This is a genomic window from Pseudomonas sp. CCC3.1, assembly GCF_034347405.1.
GTDB lineage: Bacteria > Pseudomonadota > Gammaproteobacteria > Pseudomonadales > Pseudomonadaceae > Aquipseudomonas.
This window is the reverse complement of the sequence record NZ_CP133778.1, coordinates 3,434,995-3,456,957: the sequence shown is the minus strand read 5'-3', so window position 1 is coordinate 3,456,957 and position 21,963 is coordinate 3,434,995. Positions and strand designations below refer to the sequence as shown.

At 61.0% G+C, this 21,963-nt stretch carries 17 protein-coding genes; 14 read left to right on the top strand and 3 right to left on the bottom strand.

Annotated features, from left to right (window positions below; all coding sequences use genetic code 11):
- Window positions 1–131: 131 nt before the first annotated feature.
- From RHM56_RS15205 to RHM56_RS15195, 3 genes are all read left to right on the top strand, one after another.
- Window positions 132–2,543, top strand: coding sequence for an efflux RND transporter permease subunit (locus RHM56_RS15205; RefSeq protein WP_322233468.1), 2,412 nt, complete (start codon window positions 132–134; stop codon window positions 2,541–2,543).
- Between the two features lie 82 nt (window positions 2,544–2,625).
- A complete protein-coding gene (locus RHM56_RS15200) occupies window positions 2,626–4,008 on the top strand; it encodes a DUF1329 domain-containing protein (protein WP_322233466.1) in 1,383 nt (460 codons plus the stop codon).
- A 98-nt stretch (window positions 4,009–4,106) separates the two neighbouring features.
- On the top strand, window positions 4,107–5,720 hold the full coding sequence (locus RHM56_RS15195) for a DUF1302 domain-containing protein (RefSeq protein WP_322233464.1): 1,614 nt from the start codon (window positions 4,107–4,109) through the stop codon (window positions 5,718–5,720).
- An 81-nt stretch (window positions 5,721–5,801) separates the two neighbouring features.
- Here RHM56_RS15195 and RHM56_RS15190 read toward each other — a convergent pair whose 3' ends face one another.
- Both RHM56_RS15190 and RHM56_RS15185 read right to left on the bottom strand, forming a co-directional pair.
- Complete coding sequence (locus RHM56_RS15190; protein ID WP_322233462.1) at window positions 5,802–6,986, bottom strand: acyl-CoA dehydrogenase family protein; 1,185 nt, start codon at window positions 6,984–6,986, stop codon at window positions 5,802–5,804.
- Window positions 6,983–8,155 carry an acyl-CoA dehydrogenase family protein gene (locus RHM56_RS15185; protein WP_322233460.1) on the bottom strand — a complete coding sequence of 391 codons (1,173 nt, stop codon included), beginning with the start codon at window positions 8,153–8,155 and terminating at the stop codon, window positions 6,983–6,985. The genes RHM56_RS15190 and RHM56_RS15185 overlap by 4 nt, the downstream gene beginning before the upstream one ends.
- Window positions 8,156–8,409: 254 nt before the next feature.
- Between RHM56_RS15185 and RHM56_RS15180 the strand changes: the two genes are divergently transcribed.
- The 8 genes from RHM56_RS15180 to RHM56_RS15145 all read left to right on the top strand — a co-directional run bounded on the left by RHM56_RS15180 (window position 8,410) and on the right by RHM56_RS15145 (window position 16,031).
- Window positions 8,410–9,162 (top strand): enoyl-CoA hydratase family protein, encoded by a 753-nt coding sequence (locus tag RHM56_RS15180; protein ID WP_322241787.1) that lies wholly within the window; start codon window positions 8,410–8,412, stop codon window positions 9,160–9,162.
- 10 nt (window positions 9,163–9,172) lie between these two features.
- Window positions 9,173–10,327, top strand: coding sequence for an acyl-CoA dehydrogenase family protein (locus RHM56_RS15175; RefSeq protein WP_322233458.1), 1,155 nt, complete (start codon window positions 9,173–9,175; stop codon window positions 10,325–10,327).
- A gap of 8 nt (window positions 10,328–10,335) precedes the next feature.
- Window positions 10,336–11,394 carry an acyl-CoA dehydrogenase family protein gene (locus RHM56_RS15170; protein WP_322233456.1) on the top strand — a complete coding sequence of 353 codons (1,059 nt, stop codon included), beginning with the start codon at window positions 10,336–10,338 and terminating at the stop codon, window positions 11,392–11,394.
- Between the two features lie 3 nt (window positions 11,395–11,397).
- The gene (locus tag RHM56_RS15165; protein ID WP_322233454.1) at window positions 11,398–12,549 is read left to right on the top strand and encodes an acetyl-CoA C-acetyltransferase; all 1,152 of its coding nucleotides are present in this window, start codon (window positions 11,398–11,400) and stop codon (window positions 12,547–12,549) included.
- A gap of 13 nt (window positions 12,550–12,562) precedes the next feature.
- Window positions 12,563–13,441, top strand: a complete 879-nt coding sequence (locus RHM56_RS15160) for an SDR family oxidoreductase (protein ID WP_322233452.1) — start codon at window positions 12,563–12,565, stop codon at window positions 13,439–13,441.
- Window positions 13,442–13,548: 107 nt separating this feature from the next.
- Window positions 13,549–14,334: an SDR family oxidoreductase gene (locus tag RHM56_RS15155; protein ID WP_322233451.1), complete on the top strand. Its 786-nt coding sequence runs from the start codon at window positions 13,549–13,551 to the stop codon at window positions 14,332–14,334.
- Window positions 14,335–14,343: 9 nt separating this feature from the next.
- Complete coding sequence (locus RHM56_RS15150) at window positions 14,344–14,814, top strand: MaoC family dehydratase (RefSeq protein WP_322233449.1); 471 nt, start codon at window positions 14,344–14,346, stop codon at window positions 14,812–14,814.
- Window positions 14,815–14,822: 8 nt separating this feature from the next.
- Complete coding sequence (locus tag RHM56_RS15145) at window positions 14,823–16,031, top strand: acetyl-CoA C-acyltransferase (protein ID WP_322233447.1); 1,209 nt, start codon at window positions 14,823–14,825, stop codon at window positions 16,029–16,031.
- A gap of 102 nt (window positions 16,032–16,133) precedes the next feature.
- Here the strand turns inward: RHM56_RS15145 and RHM56_RS15140 are convergent, their stop codons facing one another.
- Window positions 16,134–17,651 carry an MFS transporter gene (locus tag RHM56_RS15140; protein WP_322233445.1) on the bottom strand — a complete coding sequence of 506 codons (1,518 nt, stop codon included), beginning with the start codon at window positions 17,649–17,651 and terminating at the stop codon, window positions 16,134–16,136.
- Between the two features lie 162 nt (window positions 17,652–17,813).
- Between RHM56_RS15140 and RHM56_RS15135 the strand changes: the two genes are divergently transcribed.
- The 3 genes from RHM56_RS15135 (at window position 17,814) to RHM56_RS15125 (ending at window position 21,715) form a co-directional block, all read left to right on the top strand.
- A complete protein-coding gene (locus RHM56_RS15135; protein ID WP_322233442.1) occupies window positions 17,814–18,698 on the top strand; it encodes a LysR family transcriptional regulator in 885 nt (294 codons plus the stop codon).
- Window positions 18,699–18,804: 106 nt separating this feature from the next.
- Window positions 18,805–20,901 carry a putative bifunctional diguanylate cyclase/phosphodiesterase gene (locus RHM56_RS15130; RefSeq protein WP_322233441.1) on the top strand — a complete coding sequence of 699 codons (2,097 nt, stop codon included), beginning with the start codon at window positions 18,805–18,807 and terminating at the stop codon, window positions 20,899–20,901.
- A 67-nt stretch (window positions 20,902–20,968) separates the two neighbouring features.
- Window positions 20,969–21,715: an SDR family oxidoreductase gene (locus RHM56_RS15125; RefSeq protein ID WP_322233439.1), complete on the top strand. Its 747-nt coding sequence runs from the start codon at window positions 20,969–20,971 to the stop codon at window positions 21,713–21,715.
- The last annotated feature ends 248 nt before the right edge of the window (window positions 21,716–21,963 follow it).

Here is a 21,963-nt window from a genome sequence, read left to right as displayed (position 1 = left end):
TGATCGGCCTTGATGATCGGTCGCACATAACGCGGCCGGGCTGAACAGACCCGCGCCACGAATAATAAAAAGTGTGCGAGGGATCGTGAGCATGGGCGCTGTCGTCTTTTTAATCGCTGTGCGAGGTCGAAATGACCGACGCGCTTAAGCTCACCGCGACACAGCGCTTCGTGAATCGCTGCGCCGAGTGGTTGATGGCTCGGCGCACGTTGCTGCTGAGCCTCTTTATGCTGCTCACCCTGGGGCTGGGTTACAGCGCCACTCATGTCCGGCTCGACCCCGGCTTCAATAAACAGATCCCGGTTCGGCATGCCTACATGCTCAACTTTCTGGATTTCAGCCGGATCTTCACCGGCGCCAATCGCCTGCTGGTCAGCGTGCATTGGAAAGGCCAGGGCGACCTCTACAACCCCGAGTTTCTCCAGACCCTGCAACAGGTCACCGACGATGTGTTCTTTATCTCGGGCGTCAGTCGCCCCAGCGTGACCTCGCTGTTCACCCCCAACGTGCGCTACATCGAAATCACCGAAGACGGTTACGTCGGCGATCTGGTAGTGCCGCCGCAATACGCCGCCACCCCCGAAGACTTGCAACAAGTGCGCAGCAATGCAGCGCGCTCCGGGCAGATTGGTCGGCTGCTGGCCAACGACCTGAAATCGGCAATGGTGCGCGCCGACCTGCAAGACACCGACCCCAAGACCGGGCAACCGGTGAGCTATGTGCAAATCGCCCAGCGCCTTGAAGACATTCGCGCCAAGTACAGCAACGACAACATCGAGATCAATATCGTCGGTTTCGCCAAGCTGGTGGGCGATGTGGTCGAAGGACTGAACACGGTGATGGGCTTTTTCGCCGTCGCCTTCCTGATTACCGGCGCGTTGCTGTGGCTATATTCGCGCTCGTTGCGCCTGACCCTGGTGGCGCTGTTTGTCGCTTTGCTCCCGGTGATCTGGCTGCTCGGACTGTTGCCCTTGCTGGGGCTGGGGATCGACCCGATGTCGATTCTGGTGCCGTTCCTGATCTTCTCGATTGGCGTGTCCCATGCGGTACAAATGACCAACGCCTGGAAGCAGGAAGTGCTGGCAGGCAGAGACTCGGTCAGCGCCGCGAAAGCGGCCTTCAGTAAAATATTCATCCCCGGCGCGCTGGCGTTGCTGATGAACGCGCTGGGGTTTGGCGTGATCATGCTGATCGACATTCCCATCGTTCATGAACTCGGCGTCACCGCCTGCATCGGCGTGATGCTGATGATCATCACCAATAAGATCATGCTGCCGCTGATCATCGCCCACCTGCCACTGGAGCCACGGCTGATGACGGCCCAGGCGCGCCTGGCAGACCGGCGTCACCCGCTCTGGTGGCGCCTGTCCGCGCTGGCCACACCGGGCCCGGCGCTCTGGGTGTTCGGGTTGAGCTTATTGCTGTTGGCAGCGGGCGCTTACAAAGCACGGGAGCTGGCAGTCGGAGACATCGGTTCCGGCGCCCCGGAACTGCGCGCTGACTCGCGCTACAACCAGGACAACCAGCAGATCATCAGCCATTACTCGATTGGCCTGGATGTGCTGTCGGTGTTCCTGAGCATCAGTGATCGCAGCGAAGCCTGCCTTGACCCGGCAGTGATGCGCGCAGTCGAGACCTTCGATTTCAAGATGCGCGAAGTGCGCGGCGTGCAATCGGTACAAAGTGTGGCTGGCATGAGCAAGCAAGTGATTGCCGGCAACAACGAAGGCAACCCGCGCTGGGCGGCGATTCCGGGTTCTGCCCAAGGCTTGCAACAGGGCGCCTATGCCTACTCGCCGGACTCGGGCTTGGTGACCGATGGCTGCCAGTACATGCAGATACTGGTGTTTTTGACCGACCACGAAGGCACCACCGTGGCCCACGTTTTGAGTGAGGCCAAGCGCATCATTGCCGCGATCCAGGTGCCGGGCGTGGCGTTCAAACTGGCGGGCGGCAATATCGGGGTGATGGCCGCGTCCAACGAAGCGGTCAAACAGGCCGAAGTGGTGATGCTGGCTGCGTTGTTTTTCTCGGTCGCGCTGTTCTGCTTGCTGACCTTCCGCTCAGTGCGCGCAGTGCTGTGCATTCTGGTGCCGCTGGCGATTGTCGCGGTGCTGTGCAACGCACTGATGGCGCTGCTGGGCATCGGTCTCAAAGTCGCGACCTTGCCGGTCATGGCCTTGGGCGTGGGGGTGGGCGTGGATTACGGGATCTACCTCTACGAGCGCATCGAACACGAAATGGCCGAAGGCCAGAACCTGCGCGAAGCCTTCTATCGCGCCATGTGCCAGCGCGGCACGGCGGCGGTGTTCACTGCCGTAACCATGTCGCTGGGGGTGTGCACCTGGGTCTTCGCGCCGCTCAAGTTCCAGGCCGACATGGGCGTACTGCTGGCCTTTATGTTTATGGTCAATGTGCTGGGCGCGATCTTCCTGCTCCCGGCACTGGCCGCGTGGTTCAACCTCGGCAAACCGCTGGTCTCAATGTCATCCCCTTTGCCTTCTGTGGGAGCGGGCTTGCCCGCGATGAAATCAGCGCGGTGAGCCTGGCACATTGAAGTGCTGCCATCGCTGTCACGCCGAATCCCACGACATCTCTGCATGACTCATAAGAAAGGAGAACCCCATGCGACATATCACTCAGATGGGCGGCTGGTTGTCAGTCGTTCTGGCTTTGCACAGTTACAGCGGGCTGACCCTGGCCCAAGCTCCCGCCGACCAGATTGCCCGGCTGGGCAAGGACCTGACCTGCGTCGGCGCGCAAAAAGAAGGCAATGCCCAAGGCACCATCCCGGCGTATACCGGCCAATGGCTGGGCGCCGCACCGGGTATGAAGTTCGAGGGCACCGGCAAGCATCCGCTCGACCCGTATCCCAACGAAAAGCCCCTGTTTGTGATCACTGCGCAAAACCTGGATCAATACTCGGCGCACGTGTCCGAAGGGCAAAAAGCCCTGTTCAAGCTCTACCCGCAAACCTTCCGCATGCCCATTTACCCGTCGCACCGCGACTTCCGTTTTTCGGACACGGTGTGCAAAGCCACCCTGGAAAACGCCTCGATTGCCAAACTGGTCGACGAAGGTGAAGGGGTCGTGGCACGCACTGGCGGGGTTGCATTTCCGATCCCGCAAAACGGCATTGAACTGCTGAAAAATGCCTCACTGTTTACCATTCGGGCCTGGACCGAGGAATACACCTCGGACAACGCTTACGTGCTCAAGGACGGCAACATCAACTGGGGCCGTGTGCACTCGCGCAACATGGCGCCGGGGCTTGAGCCGGGCAAGATCGGCGAGACCACTGGCAACTCTTCGTTCTACCTCAACGAAACCCTGCTGCCCCAGCGTGACAAGGGTGAAATCAACACCGGCACCGAATACTGGAACGACAAAACCGAGCCGCGCCAAAGCTGGCGCTACGACCCCGGCACCCGTCGCGTCCGGCAGTCGCCGGGGTATGGTTTCGACATGGCGTTTCCGGGCTCCGGCGGCTCAATCACAGTCGACGAAGTGCGCATCTTCAACGGTTCAGCGCAGCGCTATAACTGGAACATCGTCGGCAAAAAAGAAGTGTATATCCCGTACAACACTGCGCGCCTGCACGCCAACGATCTCAAGTACGCAAGTTTGCTGACGCCTGGCCACATCAACCCCGACAACATGCGTTACGAACTGCACCGCGTGTGGGTATTGGAAGGGGTGCTCAAGCCCGGTAACCGCCACCTGTACGCCAAGCGCACGATGTACATCGACGAAGACACCTGGTTCCCGATCATGGGTGACAACTACGACAACCGTGGCGAGCTGTGGCGCACCTCGATGGTCAACTACTTCTATGCCCCGGAAACCCAGACCTGGCAGGCCGGTGTTGGCCTGTACCACGACTTGAACGCGGGCAGTTACCTGGCCTTCAACCTGATCAACGAACAGCGCAACGGCTACGTGCTGAACAAAGGCGGCTTTGCCCCCGGCGACTTTGGTCCGGAAGCCGCACGTCGCGCCGGCAAGTAAATCTGTAACGCCCAACAACCCCCATCGTCATCTGCCACAGGGCCTGCTTGTGCGCAGAGCGCTGGGAGGCTGCAAAAAATAATAAGAAGGAGCATCGCATGTTTAAGCACTGCACACGTTTTGTGGGGACCGGTTTACTTTCAGGCCTGAGCAGCCTGGCACTGGCGGCGCCGACCATTGAACTGGGTGAAAACACCACCCTCGATTCCTCGTTGACCGTCAACTACACCGCTTCCATGCGAACTGAAAAACCGGATCACGCGTACCTCAACAACATCAACTACGACGACGCCACGCGTAACTTCAAGCGCGGCTCGCTGATCAACAACCGGGTCAGCGTGTTTGGCGAACTGATGCTCAAACACGACAACCTGGGCGCCGTAGTGCGCGGCAGTCACTTCTATGACGAGGTGTACCACCGCAGCAACGACAACGACTCGCCCGATACCGTCAACAAAACCGGAAGCTACAACGACTTCAGCCGGGACACGCGCAAACTCAGCGGCAGCAAGGCGCGGTTGCTGGATGCCTACGTGTATGGCGACTTCACCGTCAACGACGACCAGTACCTGTCGCTCAAGGCCGGGCGGCATCTGGTGGCATGGGGCGAGAGCCTGTTCTGGCCCAACATCAGCCAAGGGCAGGCGCCGGTCGACTCCACCAAATTCAACGTGCCGGGCACCGAGGCCAAAGACGCCTATTTGCCGGTCGGACAAGTCTCCGGATCGTGGTCGATCAATGAAGACCTGGCCTTGCTCGGCTTCTACCAATACAAATGGGAAGAAACCCAGCTCAACCCGGTGGGCGACTACTTCGGCAGTGACACCTTTGGGCCGGGCGCCGAGTTCTATCGATTGGCGCCGGGTATCGTCAACAGCTTGCCCGCAGGCCAGGCCGTGGGCTATGCCGGTTCGGTCAAACCGGGCGACAGTGGCGAGTGGGGCGTAGGGACGCGTTACCGGCTGACGCAAAACACCGAAATCGGCCTGTTCCACTATCGCTATCACGACCGGGTGCCGTCCCTGTTTTTCGACTTCACTGGCCAGACCCACTACTCCTCGCTGAACAAAGTGGGCGGCAATGGCGGTGGACCGAGCTATCAACTGGGTTATTTCGACAACATCAAACTGACCGGTGTCAGCTTCACCACTAAAGCCGGTGACTCCGTGCAATTTGCCGGAGACCTGAGCTACCGCGATGGCGCGGCGGTGTACCTGAGCAACGGCGCTCCGGCGCGTGGCCAGCTGTGGCAGGGCAACCTGAACGCGGTGTACATGATCGGGCCCACCTTTATGGCACAACAAACCACCCTCATGACCGAAGTGGTGCACCAGCGGATCCAAGGCGTGGACGACCTGACCGTTACGGGCGGCGGGGCGGGAGTCGATGGCACGTTCAACACATACGTCTATGACGGCCAGACCCGTGGTTCGAGCTTGCTGGGCATTGGCGCGTACTTCGATCACCCGAGCGTGTTCGACGGCTGGGACCTGACCACCAAAGCCACCTGGACCCAAAACATCGATGGCAGCGCCTACTCAGGACTGGGCCGTGCGGAAAAGCGCCTGACGTTGGGTGGCGACTTCAAATACCTGGGTAACTTCCAGGTGGGTTTAACCTACGTCGCCTACCTGAGTTCGGCAGACATCGCCCAAGGCCGAACCATGGCCGACCGCGACTACGTGTCGTTTAACGGCAAGTACACGTTTTGATGCAATCGCTGGCAAGCCAGCTCCCACAAAATGGACTCACTTCACAGACCTGTGGGAGCTGGCTTGCCAGCGATGCTTTGCTTACCGAGGCTCGCGCGGCATCCCCAGCGCCCGTTCGGCAATGATGTTGCGCTGGATCTCGTTGCTGCCGCCGTAAAGCGTGTCGGCCCGGGTAAACAGAAACAGTGCCTGCAACCGTGTCAGTTGATACGGCCCGCTCTCCAGCAATTCCGCTTGCGGCCCCAGCACGTCCATTGCCAATTTGCCCAGTTCCACATGCCAGGTCGACCACGCCAGTTTGTAGATCGTCGCTTCTGGCCGCAGGTTGCCATCCTGTGCGCCCGACAACATGCGCAACGAGTTGTAACGCAGCACCCGCAGACCGCTCCAGGCGTGTGCTATGCGTTGGCGCAACACCGGATCGTGTGCCGCGCCATTACCCTTGGCGATGCGCACGACTTCGTCCAGTTCGTTCTGAAACTGCATCTGTTGGCCCAGGGTCGATACCCCACGCTCAAAGCCGAGCAAGGCCATGGCGATTTTCCAGCCATCACCCGGCTGGCCAATCACGTTGTCAGCCGAGGTGTGTGCCTGATCGAAAAACACTTCGTTGAATTCACAGGTACCGGTCAACTGCCGGATCGGCTGCACGCGGATGCCCGGCTGGTCCATGGGCACCAGCAAGAACGACAAACCACGATGGCCGACACTGCCCGGTTCGGTGCGTGCCAGCACAAAGCACCAGTCCGACTCATGGGCCAGGGAGGTCCAGACCTTCTGCCCGCTGATCAACCACTGGCCACTGCTTTGATCGAAGCTGGCGCGAGTTTTGATGTTGGCCAGGTCCGACCCGGCACTCGGTTCAGAATACCCCTGACACCAAAAGTGCTGCCCCGCCAGAATCGCAGGCAAAAACCGCTGCTGTTGCTCTGGCGTGCCAAACGCAGCCAAGGTCGGGCCCACCAACCCCTCACCGATATGGCCCATGCGGCCAGGCCCGCCAGCGCGGGCGTACTCTTCAAAAAAGATCACCTGCTGAGTGATGCTCAGCCCCCGACCGCCGTGTTCCTTGGCCCAGCCCGCGCCCACCCAACTGCCTTTGGCCAGTTCCTGTTCCCAGGCTTTGCGCAAGGCGGGGGCAAAGTCTTCATCGCCGGGGCCGCCGCGAAAACGCAACACCGCAAACTCGCCTGCGAGGTGGCGCTGCATCCACTCGGCAACGTACAGGCGAAATTGTTCATCTGCTGCGCTAAAGCCAATGTTCATGACCGTTCTCCGAAAATCTGTTTCGCCAGTTGCTCACGATGAAACGCGGGGCTACCCAGCAATTGTTCGCTGGCCCGTGCACGCTTGAAGTACAGGTGCGGGTCGTATTCCCAGGTGAAACCGACGCCACCGTGCAACTGGATCGACTCGCTGGCGCAACGAAAAAAACCTTCGCTGGCATGAATCTTTGCGGTCGCTGCGGTCTCGGCCAATTGGCGCTGAACACTCGGATTGCCGTCGATGCTCAGGCATTCATCGGCAATACAGGCCGCGTAGTAACTGGCCGAACGGGCACATTCAACGGCCAGCATCAGGTCGGCACAGCGATGCTTGATCGCCTGGAAACTGGCGATGCTGCGTCCGAACTGCTCTCGACCCTTGATATAGCCCAGTGTCAGGTCCAGCACGTGCTGGGCGCCGCCGGTCTGTTCTGCTGCCAGGCCAATACAGGCGACGTTCAGCACGTCGCGCAGCATCGGCCAGCCAAGGCCCGGCTCACTGAGCAATTGCTCGTCGGTCACTATCACGTCATTCAGGGTGATGGTCGCCAGGCGCCGGGTCTGGTCCATGCCCGGTTGGTACTGACGCTGCACGCCCGGGGTGTCGGCGGGCAGGGCGAACAGGCGAATGCCGGCTTCACCGATGCTGCCGGGTGTGCGGGTGGCAATGATCAACAGATCGCACGCGGCGCCGTCGATCACATACAAATAGTGGCCGTTGAGGCGATAACCGCCCGCGCAACGCTGTGCATACACGTGCACCCCGCTGTCATCCCAGTGCTGGGTGCTGGTGTAGGCCAGACTGGCGCTGATCTCGCCTGCCGCAATCAACGGCAGCCACTGTTCCTTGAGCGCCTGATTTCGGCTTAGCAGCAGCGCTGGCGTGGCCAGGCAACCGGTGGCATAGAACGGCGAGGGCAGCAGGCAGCGTCCCAGTTGTTCCTGCAGCAGACACACCTCGACAAAGCCCAGACCGAGCCCGCCGTAGGCCTCGGGAATGGCCAGCGCTGGCCAGTACAGCTCGCGGGCAATACGCGCCCAGGTGCCGGGGTCATGTCCGGGTTCGCTGGCCATCGCCTGGCGCACGGCACTGGAGCTGCCAGCCTGGGCCAGAAAGCGCTCGGCAGACTGCACAATCATTCGCTGCTCGTCAGTCAGGGCAAGCTCCATAAGGTTCCTCGTCGTCAATTTAAACCCAAGGAGCCAGCATGAAAGGCCGCCAGGCGGGTGCAATCCTTGAGCCGGACTAGTCCGTTTGGCGGTGTGAGCAAGGGGTTTGCGTCTGTGCCTTCGGCGCGCTCGATCATCGCGCTTTCAGGGTTTGCCTCGGGGTTTTTAGTCTCAACGGACGATGAGCCACCGACGACCGCTTCCCATACTGCTCGCAAGCCTTTGCCAACCCAGGAGCACCTGTGAGCAGCGTAATCCCTACCGCATTCCACTCCACTATCGACGCCGGTGTCGCTGAGCTGGTAATCGACCGTCCGCCGGTCAACGCGCTTAACAGCCAGGAATGGCTCGATCTGGCCCATGCCCTCGACGCGCTGGGCCAGAACCCCGAAGTTCGGGTCATCGTGATCCGCGCCGAAGGCCGTGGTTTCTGCGCCGGGGTCGACATCAAGGAACTCGATGCCTACCCCGAACGTATCGTCAAGGTCAACGAGGGCAATTACGCAACCTTCAAGGCCATACACCGCAGCCCGGTACCGGTGATTGTGGCCGTGCACGGCTTTGTTCTGGGTGGCGGAATCGGCATCACTGGCGCCGCCGATATTGTCGTCGCGTCTGACTGTGCATCCTTCGCCTTGCCCGAAGTGGATCGCGGGGCCATGGGCGGCGGTGCGCATTTGCAGCGTCTGTTCCCGGTGCAAAAGGTCCGTTACCTGTTTTTTACCGGCGACAAGATCAGTGCACATGAAGCCCAGCAATACGGCTTTATCGAGCGCGTCGTGCCGCGCGAGCAACTGCGTGAAACCGCGCTGCAAATCGCCCACAAAATTGCCAGCAAAAGCCCGGTCATGATCCGCATCGCCAAAGAAGCGCTCAACGGCATCGAAGACGGCAACCTGGAAGACAAATACCGCTGGGAGCAGGGCTTGACGTTGCAGGCCTACAACGCTGCCGACTCTGCGCAAACCCGGCGCGCATTCGTTGAAAAACGCGACGCCAAGTTCTGAGGCACTGACGATGGAACTGACTTACTCCCCGCAACAAAAAGCCTTTCGCCAGGAAGTCCGGCAATGGCTGGCGGCTAATCAACCGTCTACCCCTCTGGCCAGTTACGACACCCGCGAAGGCTTTGAGCAGCACCGCCAGTGGGAAGCAAAATTGTTCGAAAGCCGCCTGTCGATGGTGATGTGGCCGACCGAACTCGGCGGGCGCGGCTGTGACCTGATCGAGTGGTTGATTTTCGAAGAAGAGTATTACGGCGCCGGCGCGCCGATGCGGATCAATCAGAACGGCCAGTTACTGCTTGGCCCCACCCTGATGGAGTTCGGCACCGAGGCGCAGAAGAAGCGTTTCTTGCCACGCATGGCCGCCAGTCTCGACATGTGGGCGCAGGGCTGGTCGGAGCCCAATGCCGGGTCCGACATGGCGGCGATCACCAGCAAGGCGACGCGCGATGGCGACAGCTACGTGCTCAATGGCCAGAAAACCTGGTCGAGCCGGGCGATCTATGCCGACTGGCTGTTCGGGTTGTTCCGCAGCGATCCGGGGTCGAGCCGTCATCACGGCCTGTCATTCGTGATGGTGCCGCTCGACGCGCCGGGGGTGACGGTACGCCCGATCAAGGCACTGAATGGCAAGAATGCCTTCGCTGAAGTGTTCTTCGATGACGTGCGTGTCCCGCTGGAAAATCGCATCGGCGATGAAGGGCAGGGCTGGCACGTGGCAATGGCCACTGCCGGTTTTGAGCGCGGCTTGCTGTTGCGTTCACCGGCACGCTTTCAGTACACCGCGCGCAAGCTGGTCGAGTTGTATCAGGCCAACCGCGCCAGCGCCGACCGCGACCCAACCTTGGGCGATGCTGTGTGCAAAGCCTGGTCGGACGCGCAAGCCTACGCCTTGTCGGCCTACCACACGGTGGGTCGCTTGAGCCGTGGCGCGCAGATCGGCGCCGAATCGAGCACCAACAAAATCATCTGGTCGGAACTGGACCTGCGCATGCACGAAATCGCCATGCGCATTCTGGGTGCCAGTGGCGAATTGACCGGCAAATCGGTGGAGGGCTACAGCTGGCTAGAAGGCTTCCTGTTTGCCCAGGCCGGGCCGATCTACGCCGGGACCAACGAGATTCAGCGCAACATCATTGCCGAGCGCATGCTCGGACTGCCGAAGTGAGGCCGGGTATGGACTTTACCTTTACCGATGACCAGCAGACATTCCGCGAGGCCATCAGCCGTTTTTTGATGACCGAAGCCGCGCCGGAAATGCTCCGTGAAATTTGGGAAACCGATGTCGGCCGCTCGCCGGACTTGCGCAACAAAATTGCCGAACAAGGCCTGACGGCATTGTCCGTGCCTGAAGCCTTTGGCGGGCTGGGCATGGACGATGTGGCGTGGGCGCTGATGACCCAGGAACTGGGTTACTACGCGATCCCCGACTCATTGGCCGACACCGCCTATGTGGCCTGCGCGTTGATTGCCGTTTTGCCGGACAGCGTGGCGCAGCGTGCGCAATGGCTCGAAGGCATTGCCGATGGCAGTTTGCGGATTGCCATTGGCCACCCGGTTAATCCGTGGGTGGCAGATGCCGCCCACGCCGACTGGCTGTTGTTGGCCCACGGCGATGAAGTGCACGCCGTGCCGCGCAGCCAGGTCGACGTGCACGCACACAGCAGCATTGATGCCTCGCGGCGCTTGGCGACCGTCAGTTGGCTGCCGAGCGCGGCCACTCTGGTTGCAGAGGGGCAATCAGGCCGCGACGTGTGGGCGCACACCCTCAATCGGGGCGCCTTGTCGGTGGCTGGGCAATTGCTCGGACTGGCGCAGCGCATGCTGGATCTGTCGGTGGACTACGCCGCCCAGCGCAAACAGTTTGGCAAGCCGATTGGCAGCTTTCAGGCGGTCAAGCATCACCTGGCCGATGTCGCCACCCAGCTCGAATTCGCCAAACCAGTGCTGTACCGCGCCGCCTACGCCTTGGCCCATAACGAACCGAATGCCGGGGTCTGGGTTTCACAGGCGCGTCTGGCCTGCTGCGAAGCCAGCTGGCTGGCGGCCCGGCACGGCATTCAGGTGCACGGCGCCATGGGTTACACCTGGGAAGTCGACCTGCAAATGTTCATGAAACGGGCCTGGGCGCTGGACAACGCCTGGGGTGATCGCGCCTTGCACAAAACCCGCGTGGCCGAGCATGTACTCAGTGGCACGACGCCTTTAGGCCCCGGCCATACGTTCGAGGATTGATAAATGCCCCAAGCCTATATTGTTGACGCCCTGCGCAGCCCCACCGGCAAGCGCAAGGGCGGCCTGGCCCATGTTCATGCGATTGATCTGGGGGCTCATGTGCTCAAGGCGCTGGTGGAGCGCAACCCAATCCCGGCGGATGAATACGACGACGTGATTTTTGGCTGTGTCGATACCATCGGCTCGCAAGCCGGGGACATTGCCCGCACCAGTTGGCTGGCGGCCGGTTTGCCGCTCAACGTGCCCGGCACCACCATTGATCGTCAGTGCGGCTCGTCGCAACAGGCGCTGCACTTTGCCGCGCAGGCGGTGATGAGCGGCACCCAGGACGTGATCGCGGTCGGCGGCGTGCAAACCATGACTCAGATCCCGATTTCGTCCGCCATGCTGGCCGGGCAGCCGCTGGGTTTCAGCGACCCGTTTTCCGGCAGTAAAGGCTGGCAGGCGCGTTTTGGCACGCAGCCGGTCAACCAGTTTTACGCTGCGCAACGGATTGCCGATCACTGGCAAATCACTCGCCAGCACATGGAAGCCTATGCGCTGGAAAGCCATCGTCGGGCGCTGGAGGCGATTGCCGGACAGCGTTTTGTGAACGAGATCGTGCCCTGCGAAGGCGTCTGGGACGACGAAACCCCGCGTCATACCACCTTGGCCAAAATGGCTGAGCTGGAGCCGGTGTTTGCCGAATATCCGTCGATCACGGCAGCGGTTTCCAGCTCGACCTGCGATGCCTCGGCGGCGCTGCTGGTGGTCTCCGAGACGGCACTCAAGCGCTACAACCTGACGCCGCGTGCGCGTATCCATCACCTTTCGGTGCTGGGCGATGACCCTATCTGGCACCTCACTGCACCGATTGCCGCCACCCGTGCTGCGCTGAAAAAAGCCGGCATGAGCATCAACGACATCGACCTGGTCGAGATCAACGAAGCCTTTGCCTCGGTGGTCATGGCCTGGGCCAAAGAGCTGGATTACGACCCGGCCAAGACCAACGCCAACGGCGGGGCGATTGCCCTTGGCCATCCGCTGGGCGCCAGTGGTGCACGGCTGATGACCGGCTTGCTCAACCAGCTTGAACGCAGCGGCGGCCGTTATGGCCTGCAAACCATGTGCGAAGGCGGCGGGCAGGCCAACGTGACGATTATCGAGCGCCTCTGACAGGAGCACTGACATGGCAATTTGTGAAGGACGTACCGTCATCATTACGGGCGCGGGCGGCGGCTTAGGCCGGGCCTACGCGCTGGCATTCGCGGCGCAAGGCGCGAATGTGCTGGTCAACGATATTCGCCGTGAAGCGGCCGAAGCGGTGGTAGCAGAAATCCGCGACGCGGGCGGCCAGGCCATCGCCAACGATGACGACATCACGACGACGGCCACTGCCCAGCACATCGTCGATGCCGCATTGGCGGCGTTTGGCGAGGTGCACGTGGTGGTCAACAATGCAGGCATCTTGCGCGACCGGATGTTTATCAGCCTGAGCGAAGAAGACTGGGATGCGGTGGTGCGCGTGCATCTCAAGGGGCATTTTTGTCTGGCCAACCTCCTGGGCAAGCGCTGGCGCGATCAGGCCAAGGCCGGGCAACCGGTGGATGCGCGCATCATCAACACCAGCTCCGGCGCGGGCTTGCAAGGTTCGGTGGGGCAGTCCAACTACAGCGCGGCCAAAGGCGCGATTGCCGCGTTGACCTTGGTACAAGCCGCCGAACTGGCGCGTTATGGCGTGACCGCCAATGCACTGGCCCCGGCGGCGCGTACCTCAATGACCGAAAGCGCGATGCCGGATATGGTGAAAAAGCCTGAAGACGGCGGATTTGATGCCTGGGCGCCGGAAAACGTTGCGCCGCTGGTGGTGTGGCTGGGCAGCAGCCTGTCGCGCGACGTGACCGGGCAAATCATCGAAAGCCAGGGTGGGCGACTGTCGCTGGGCGATGGCTGGCGCACCGGTGTCACCCGCGACAAAGGCGCGCAATGGCAGCCTGAAGAAGTGGGCGAGGCCATGCGCCAACTAGTGTCCGAAGCGCCCACGCCGCAACGGGTGTGGGGTAGCTGACACCCTGTAGGAGCGAGCTTGCCTCGCGATCATTCGATTGTTTAAAAGATCGCGAGGCAAGCTCGCTCCTACAGGTTTTGGGTCTGTTTTAACAAGAGAATTCAACCATGAGACAAGCGCCTCCTTACGTCCCCGGCCACCAGTTACTGGCCGGCAAGTCGATTTTGATCACCGCCGCCGCGGGGGCAGGCATCGGTTATGCCGCCGCCAAACGCTGCGCCGAAGAAGGCTGCCGTGCCTTGATGATTTCCGACATCCACCCGCGTCGCCTCGAAGAAGCCGTCGAACGCCTCAAGGCCGAAACCGGCCTGCAAGCGGTCTACGGGCAACTGTGCAACGTGACTGTCGAAGCAGACGTACAAGCGCTGGTCGCCGCAGCCGAAGATGCTTTGGGCGGGGTCGACGTGTTGATCAACAACGCCGGTCTTGGTGGTCAGGTTCGCCTCACTGAAATGAGCGACCAGCAATGGTCGTCGGTGCTCGACATCACCCTGACCGGCACCATGCGCATGACCCGCGCCATGCTCCCGCACATGGAACGGCGTGGCGCCGGGGCCATCGTCAACAATGCCTCGGTACTCGGCTGGCGCGCCCAGAAAGAACAGGCACATTACGCCGCCGCCAAGGCCGGGGTCATGGCCCTGACCCGTTGCAGCGCGCTGGAAGCCGCTGAAAGCGGGGTGCGGATCAACGCCGTGGCGCCGTCGATTGCCTTGCACGACTTTCTCAAAAAGGCCTCCAGCAGCCAATTGCTCGAACAACTGGCCAGCCGCGAAGCCTTTGGCCGCGCCGCCGAAGTCTGGGAGGTGGCCAACGTCATGGTGTTTCTGGCCAGCGACTACGCCTCGTACATGGTCGGCGAAGTGCTGCCCGTCAGCTCGCAACAGGCGTGAGGACAACCCATGAGCACGCTATTTAGCAGCGCCGAACAGCTACTGGCCGCGCAAGGCCAGGACCTGGGCCGTACCGATTGGCTGGAGATTACCCAGGAGCGCATCAACCTGTTTGCCGAAGCGACCGGCGACCATCAGTGGATTCATGTCGACCCGGTGCGTGCCGCCACAGGCCCGTTTGGCGCCTGTATCGCCCACGGCTACCTGACCTTGTCGTTGGCCAACCTGTTTATGCCGCAACTGATGCAGTTCGCCAACTTGGCCATGGGCATCAACTACGGCACTGATCGCGTGCGTTTTCCGGCAGCGGTAAAAGTCGGCTCGCGGGTACGTGGGCATGGCGAAATCCTGCGCGTAGAAGCACTCGGCGAAGCCCTGCAAGCGGTGGTGCGGATCAGCGTCGAAATCGAGGGCAGCGACCGCCCGGGCTGCGTGGTGGACACCATCAGCCGCTACACCTTCAACCCTCTTCACAAGTGAGCCGGAACATGAATTTGAATGATGTTGTGATTGTCTCCACAGCCCGGACCGCGCTGAGCAAATCCTTCCGGGGTTCGTTTAACGACACCGAAGCCCCCGTGTTGGGTGGGCATGTAGTGCGGGCCGTGGTGGAGCGCGCTGGCATCGAGCCGGGTTCGGTCGAAGACGTGATCATGGGTGCCGCAGCACAGCAGGGCACTCAGAGCTACAACCTCGGTCGTTTGTGTGCTTACACCGGTGGTCTGCCCGACACGGTGCCGGGCATGGCCATTGACCGCATGTGCGCGTCGGGCCTGATGAGCATCGGCCTGGCCGCCAAAAGCATCCTGACCGGCGAAATGTCGATTGCAGTGGCGGGCGGTGTCGAGTCGTTGTCGCTGACCCAGAATAAATACAAAAACACCTATCGAGCCCAGTCCGAAGCCGTGCTGGAGTGCATGCCGACCGCCTACATCCCGATGCTCGAAACGGCGGAAATCGTCTCGCGTCGCTATGGTATTAGTCGCGAAGCTCAGGACCAGTATTCGCTGCAAAGCCAGCAACGCACGGCGGCGGCGCAAGCTGGCGGTTTGTTCAGCGACGAAATCGTGCCCTTGGCCGCACGCAAACTGCTGTTCGACAAAGAAGGCCAGCCGAGCGGTCACCAGGACGTGATAGCCGATCGTGACGAGTGCAATCGTCCGTCCACCACCCTTGAAGATCTGGCTGCACTTAAACCGGTGTGGAAAGACGGCAAGTGGGTGCAGCAGGGCGAGTTCATCACTGCGGGTAACGCTTCGCAGTTTTCTGACGGCGCCTCGGCGGTCTTGCTGATGAGCCGTGCGCAAGCCAAAGAGCGTGGGATCGAGGCCTTGGGCGTGTATCGCGGGATTGCCGTGAGCGGCTGTGCGCCGGATGAAATGGGCATCGGGCCAGTGTTTGCGATTCCTAAATTGCTCAAGCGTTTTGGCCTGACCGTGTCCGACATTGACCTGTGGGAAATCAACGAAGCGTTTGCCTGCCAAGTGCTGTACTGCCGCGATTTCCTGGAAATCCCCAATGACCGTCTGAACGTGAATGGCGGGGCCATTTCCATTGGTCACCCGTTTGGCATGTCGGGTGCGCGGATGGTGGGCCATAGCCTGCTGGAAGGTCGGCGCTGGGGCGCACGGTTTGTCGTGGTTGCCATGTGCATAGGCGGCGGCATGGGCGCGGCAGGGTTGTTTGAGCTGAACTGACAGCCGCTATTCCAACTGTAGGAGCGAGCTTGTCTCGCGATCTATTGATCGTTTAAAAGATCGCGAGACAAGCTCGTTCCTACCCTTGGCCGTGCGCAACGCCTAAGTGAACCGCGGAATCGGTTTGCGCATCAGCGTTCCTACCAACAGCGCACCCAGCAAGGCCAATACCCCGGCCACCCACAGCAGGCTACTGAAACCCGCCATAAATGCCCGAGTCGCCAGCGGCTGGACTTGGGTTTGCACCGCCAGCGGCAACTGACTGAGCGCCCCCTGCATATCCCCGGCCACCACGCGCGAGGCAATAAAGTGGCTTTGCCCCAGCCATTGATCGGCTTCTTGCGCAAGGCTGGCGTGCAGATGTTGCTCGGTGTGGCCGCCCAGCAGCGCGCCGTATACGCCGATGGCCAGCACGATGGCGCTAAAGCGCATGGTGGTGCTCATGCCGGAAGCCATACCCACGCGATCTCGCGGCACGCACGCCATGATGTTTTTTTGCGTGTCGCCATTCAGTAACCCGGCGCCCGCGCCCGTCACTGCCGTGGCCAAGGCAAAGCTCAGGTAGCCGCCATGGCCGACCGCCCAGGCGCTGAGCACGTTGCCGCAACCGACCAGGGTCAAGCCTGCGGCCATCATGCTCGCCGGGCTGAACCGTGACGCCAGGCGTGCGCCGATGCGCGGGCAGATCAGCATGGTCAGGGCAAAGGGCAGCATGCCCAACCCCGACATAATGGCGCTGAAACCCAAGCCGTTTTGCAGGTAAAACGGCAGCAGCGTCATCATCACCTGGGCGCAACCGGCATAGGCAAACATACCCAGCAGGGCACCGATGAAGCGCGGATGGCGAAACAGTTGCAGGTCGATCATCGGCCGTTGCTGCACAGATTCAACCCACACAAACAGCGCCAGCAGCAACGCGCCGCCGCATAAGCGAGCGTAGGTCAGCGGGTTGTCCCAGCCAATGCGGTTGGCTTCGATCAACCCCCAGATCAGGCACAGCAAGCTGGCGCTGAAGGCCAGGCTGCCCCACGGGTCGAGCCGCGCCGCTTGCGGGTCGCGGGACTCGCTGATGGCATGCCGGACCAGCGCCAGCAGCCCTAAACCGATCGGCAGGTTGAGGTAGAAAATCCAGCGCCAGCCCAGGTATTCGGTGATCAGCCCGCCCAAGGTCGGCGCGGCGGTCATGGCCACGCCCATGCAGGCGCCCCAAAAAGCCCAGGCTTTGGCGCGCTCGACTTCGTCATGAAAGGCATGCCCGATGGAGGCCAGTGCAGAGGTCAGCAACAAGGCCGCGCCGACCCCTTTGACGGCGCGGGCGATTTCCAGCAGCAGGCTGTTGGGTGCGGCGCCGCAGCCGAGTGAGGCGAGCATGAAAATGCACAGGCCCCAGATCAGCGTGGTTTTGCGCCCGATGCGGTCGGCAATGCTCCCGGCGGGCAGCAGCAGGGCGGCAAACGCCAGCATGTAGGCGCTGACGACCCATTCGATGTCGACAAAATTGGCCCCCAGATCGCGGGCGATGGTGGGCAGGGTGACCGCGACGATGTTGGTGTCGAGCACGATCAGTGAACACACCCCGCTGGCAGTGAGCAGGGTCAGGCGCGGGCTGACTGTTTTCATGGGCGCAACCCTGGGTTAGAAAAGGCTATTACTTTGTAAGTAATCAGGTTGACGGGCATGTTCGGGGCTCTCTAGTGTGGCGGTGCTGACAGGGTATCGCTGCGCAGGCCGAGGTGCGTTAGCTGACTGCCCGAACTTCATTACCTTTGAGCTAACGCTGCTATGGATATACGTCACTTTCGCTACTTTCTGGCGGTTGCACAGCACTGCAATTTCACCCGTGCGGCCGAAGTGCTGGGCATTGCGCCGCCCACCTTGAGTCGACAAATTCAGGACCTTGAAAACGCCCTTGGGGTGCGCCTGTTTGTGCGCGAACAGCGTCAGGTCAGCCTGACCGAGGCCGGTCAGGCGCTGCTGCCCGAGGCCGATGCGACAGTGCGTCAGTTCGAGCGGGCACAGCACCATGCGCAACGTGCCGGGCGCGGGGAAACCGGGCATATCGAATTAGGCTACGTGGCCTCGGCGGTGTATTCCGGCGTGTTGCAACGCCAGGTACAGGCCTATTCGCACGACTCGCCGCAGGTCAGCCTCAGCGTGCGTGAAGCGCCGATGGCCAGCTTGCCAGCACAGGTTACCGAAGGGCGTTTCGACCTCGGCTACGTGCGTTGCCCGATGGCGCTGCCCCCCGAACTGGAAACCATTCGTCTGAAGGGTGAAGGGTTTGTCCTGGCGCTGGCAGCCGATAGCTGGCTAACGCGCCTCAAGCGCATCAATGCTGAGCATTTACAGCACGAAACGTTCATTCTGCCCGAGCAAATCAGCGGCACTTTGCAGGTCGCGGCACAGGGCGGTTATGCGCCGAAACTGGGCGCGCAGCCGGGTGGGTTGGTGGCGGTGATTGCGCTGGTCTCCTTGAGTCAGGGCGTGGCAGTCGTTCCGGCGTCAGTGGTAGGGCATATCTGCCTGCCGAATGTGCTGTATCGGACAATTGAAGGCAGTGAGGCTACGTCCTGGCTGTCTTTGATCTATCGTCGATTTGAGAAATCGCCTGCAGTGGTGCGCTATATCGAGAAAATCAGACTTGATGTTCGAGCTCAGACGGCCTGATTGATGACAGGTATTCGCATTAGCGTGCGTTCGCCTGAGGAAGCAGTACAATCGCGCATTTTCTACCGGGCATGGACGCTGTTCGGATTCGCTCAAGAGAAGGCCCATGGTTGCTGCAACGTACTCTCCCGCGCTGGTGTTTATTTCCCTTTGCGTCGCGATTCTGGCGTCGTATACCGCCCTTGACCTCACTGGACGAATCGCTACTTCGCGCGGTCGCACGGCCTACCTGTGGATGGCAGGTGGGGCCTTGGCCATGGGCTTTGGCGTCTGGTCCATGCACTTTATCGGGATGCTGGCGCTGGAGTTGCCGCTAGAACTGGGCTACGACGTGGGGCTTACGCTGTGGTCGTTGCTGGTGGCGATTTTGTCGTGCGGGTTTGCCTTGTGGCTGGTCAGCCAGCCGAGCTTGCCTGCGCTGCAATTGCTGTTCGGCGCTTTAATCATGGGCGCCGGGATCAGTGCCATGCACTACAGCGGCATGGCCGCCCTGCGCATGCAGCCGGGCATTGATTACGACCCGACCCTGTTTGGCCTGTCGCTGGTGATCGCCGTCGGGGCTTCAGCGGCTGCGCTGTCGATAGCGTTTCGCTTGCGCAAGCAAACCCCTTATGTGCGTCTGGCGCGGGGCGGGGCCTCGGTCATCATGGGCCTGGCAATTGTCGGCATGCACTACACCGGCATGGCGGCGGCGAGCTTCCCGATCGGCAGTTACTGCGGCGCGATTGCAACGGGGTTGAGCGGCAAAGGTCTCGACAACCTGGTGCTGGTGTCCAGTCTGGCGGTGTTGGTGATTGCCCTGCTGACCTCGATTTTCGATGCGCGGCTGGACGCCCGCACGGCGGCGCTGGCGGACTCACTGACCCTGGCCAACGAAGAACTCACCCAACTGGCCCTGCATGACACCTTGACCGGGTTGCCGAATCGCATTCTGTTGGCTGATCGGATCGAACAGGCCATGGGCAAAGTCACGGAGCAGGGGGGTTGTTTCTCGTTGATGTTTATTGACCTGGACGGCTTCAAGCCGGTCAACGATGCCTTTGGCCACCATTTGGGTGATCTGTTGCTGCGCGAAGTGGCCCTGCGTTTGCGCGAACAATTGCGCAGCCAGGACACCCTGGCGCGCATTGGTGGCGATGAATTTGTGCTGCTGGTGCGCTTGACCGAACCAGACGATGCGCCACAGGTTGCCGCGCGTCAGGTCAGCCTGCTGTCGAAGGGCTTTAGGGTGGCGGAGCATGATCTACAGATCTCTGCGAGCGTCGGCATTGCGTTGTACCCCGGCAATGGCCAGACCGCTGAAGAACTGCTGATGAATGCGGACGCGGCGATGTACCACGCCAAGGGCAGCGGTAAAAACAGCTACAGCTTCTTCGACGTCTCGATGAACACCAACGCCCGCAAACAACTGCAGTTGCTGCAAGACCTGCGTCAGGCACTGGAGCACAACCAGTTCCGGTTGCACTATCAGCCCAAATTCGACGCCAGCAATGGCAAGCCGGTAGGCGCCGAAGCCTTGTTGCGCTGGGAGCATCCGCAGCAAGGTTTATTGCTGCCGGAAACCTTTATCGAACTGGCGGAAAAGACCGGGCTGATCATCCCGATCGGTGAATGGGTGCTCAACGAAGCGTGCCGACAAATGCGCGTCTGGTTTGATGAGGGCTACAGCCACTGGCGCATCGCGGTCAACTTGTCGGCCTTGCAGTTTTGCTATTCCGGGCTGGTCGACAGTGTTCTCTCGGCGCTGGAACGTCATCAGTTACCGGCCAACAGTCTGACCCTGGAAATCACTGAAACCACGGCCATGAGCGATGCTGACGCGAGCATGACCGTGCTGCAAAAGCTGTCGCAGATGGGCGTTGACCTGTCCATTGATGACTTTGGCACGGGCTACTCAAGCCTGATGTACCTCAAGCGGCTGCCGGCCAATGAACTGAAAATTGACCGTGGATTCGTGCGCGATCTGGAGCATGACAGCGATGATGCCGCGATTGTCTCGGCGATTGTGGCGTTGGGTCAGGCGCTGGGGTTGCGGATCGTGGCCGAAGGCGTGGAGACCGACACCCAGCAAAGTTTCTTGACCACCTTGGGCTGTGATTCCTTGCAAGGCTTTCTGCTGGGGCAGCCATTACCGGCCGAGCAATTTATGGTAGACATTCATCGGGCTGAACAGCCTGTTTCAGGTAAACCGACACCGGCCTGACAAACTCCTCCCATCGCGGTTACTCTGGCGATCACATTGACACCGTTGTGAGTGGGAGCACGTATTTATGGATAAAGTCATCGTGATCACCGGTGGTGGGCGCGGCATCGGAGCGGCTACGGCGCTATTGGCCGCGCAACAGGGCTACCGGATTTGCATCAACTACCAGTCTGACGACGTATCGGCCGACGAAGTGCTGCGAGAAGTCCGCGCCCTTGGCGTACAAGCGATGTCCGTGCAGGCTGACGTGAGCAACGAGGACGAAGTTATCAGCCTGTTCGCCAGGGTTGACCTGGAGTTGGGGCGTGTCACGGCGCTGGTCAACAACGCGGGCACCGTGGGGCAAAAGTCCCGGGTCGACGAAATGTCGCAAAGCCGTATTGTGCACACCCTCAAAACCAATGTCCTGGGCCCCATCCTGTGTGCGAAACACGCGGTGCTGCGCATGTCGCCGCGTTACGGCGGGCAGGGTGGCAACATCGTCAACGTTTCATCGGTTGCTGCGCGCTTGGGTTCACCGGGTGAATACGTTGACTACGCCGCCTCCAAAGGCGCGCTCGACACCTTCACCCTGGGCTTGTCCAAAGAACTGGCAGGCGAGGGCATTCGAGTCAACGCCGTGCGACCGGGCTACATTTTCACTGACTTCCACGCCCTGAGCGGCGATCCGGGGCGCGTCAGCAAACTTGAGCCGATTATTCCCATGGGCCGAGGCGGTCGCCCGGAAGAAGTTGCCGAAGCCATTATCTGGCTGCTGTCGGACAAGGCGTCTTATGCCACCGGCACCTTCCTCGATTTGGGGGGCGGACGCTAAAGATCAAAAGCCGATTCCGTAGCAGTTGCCGAGCCTGCGAGGCTACGTCCGATTGCGAAGCGATCGCAAACGCCAAGTGCAAGGTTGAACTGACACACCACAGTGTTTGGTTTTACGACTGCTTCGCAATCGGACGTAGCCTCGCAGGCTCGGCAACGGCTACGAGTCCTTAGTTTTTTTTGAGGATACTGGTTCTTAACATCACCATTGCAATTCCTCCCGATCTGCCGATAATGCGACTTATTGCT

Coding starts and splice junctions, on each gene's coding strand:
- RHM56_RS15205 (WP_322233468.1), top strand. CDS start 132: ATGACCGACGCGCTTAAGCTCACCGCGACACAGCGCTTCGTGAATCGC.
- RHM56_RS15200 (WP_322233466.1), top strand. CDS start 2,626: ATGCGACATATCACTCAGATGGGCGGCTGGTTGTCAGTCGTTCTGGCT.
- RHM56_RS15195 (WP_322233464.1), top strand. CDS start 4,107: ATGTTTAAGCACTGCACACGTTTTGTGGGGACCGGTTTACTTTCAGGC.
- RHM56_RS15190 (WP_322233462.1), bottom strand. CDS start 6,986: ATGAACATTGGCTTTAGCGCAGCAGATGAACAATTTCGCCTGTACGTT.
- RHM56_RS15185 (WP_322233460.1), bottom strand. CDS start 8,155: ATGGAGCTTGCCCTGACTGACGAGCAGCGAATGATTGTGCAGTCTGCC.
- RHM56_RS15175 (WP_322233458.1), top strand. CDS start 9,173: ATGGAACTGACTTACTCCCCGCAACAAAAAGCCTTTCGCCAGGAAGTC.
- RHM56_RS15170 (WP_322233456.1), top strand. CDS start 10,336: ATGGACTTTACCTTTACCGATGACCAGCAGACATTCCGCGAGGCCATC.
- RHM56_RS15165 (WP_322233454.1), top strand. CDS start 11,398: ATGCCCCAAGCCTATATTGTTGACGCCCTGCGCAGCCCCACCGGCAAG.
- RHM56_RS15160 (WP_322233452.1), top strand. CDS start 12,563: ATGGCAATTTGTGAAGGACGTACCGTCATCATTACGGGCGCGGGCGGC.
- RHM56_RS15155 (WP_322233451.1), top strand. CDS start 13,549: ATGAGACAAGCGCCTCCTTACGTCCCCGGCCACCAGTTACTGGCCGGC.
- RHM56_RS15150 (WP_322233449.1), top strand. CDS start 14,344: ATGAGCACGCTATTTAGCAGCGCCGAACAGCTACTGGCCGCGCAAGGC.
- RHM56_RS15145 (WP_322233447.1), top strand. CDS start 14,823: ATGAATTTGAATGATGTTGTGATTGTCTCCACAGCCCGGACCGCGCTG.
- RHM56_RS15140 (WP_322233445.1), bottom strand. CDS start 17,651: ATGAAAACAGTCAGCCCGCGCCTGACCCTGCTCACTGCCAGCGGGGTG.
- RHM56_RS15135 (WP_322233442.1), top strand. CDS start 17,814: ATGGATATACGTCACTTTCGCTACTTTCTGGCGGTTGCACAGCACTGC.
- RHM56_RS15130 (WP_322233441.1), top strand. CDS start 18,805: ATGGTTGCTGCAACGTACTCTCCCGCGCTGGTGTTTATTTCCCTTTGC.
- RHM56_RS15125 (WP_322233439.1), top strand. CDS start 20,969: ATGGATAAAGTCATCGTGATCACCGGTGGTGGGCGCGGCATCGGAGCG.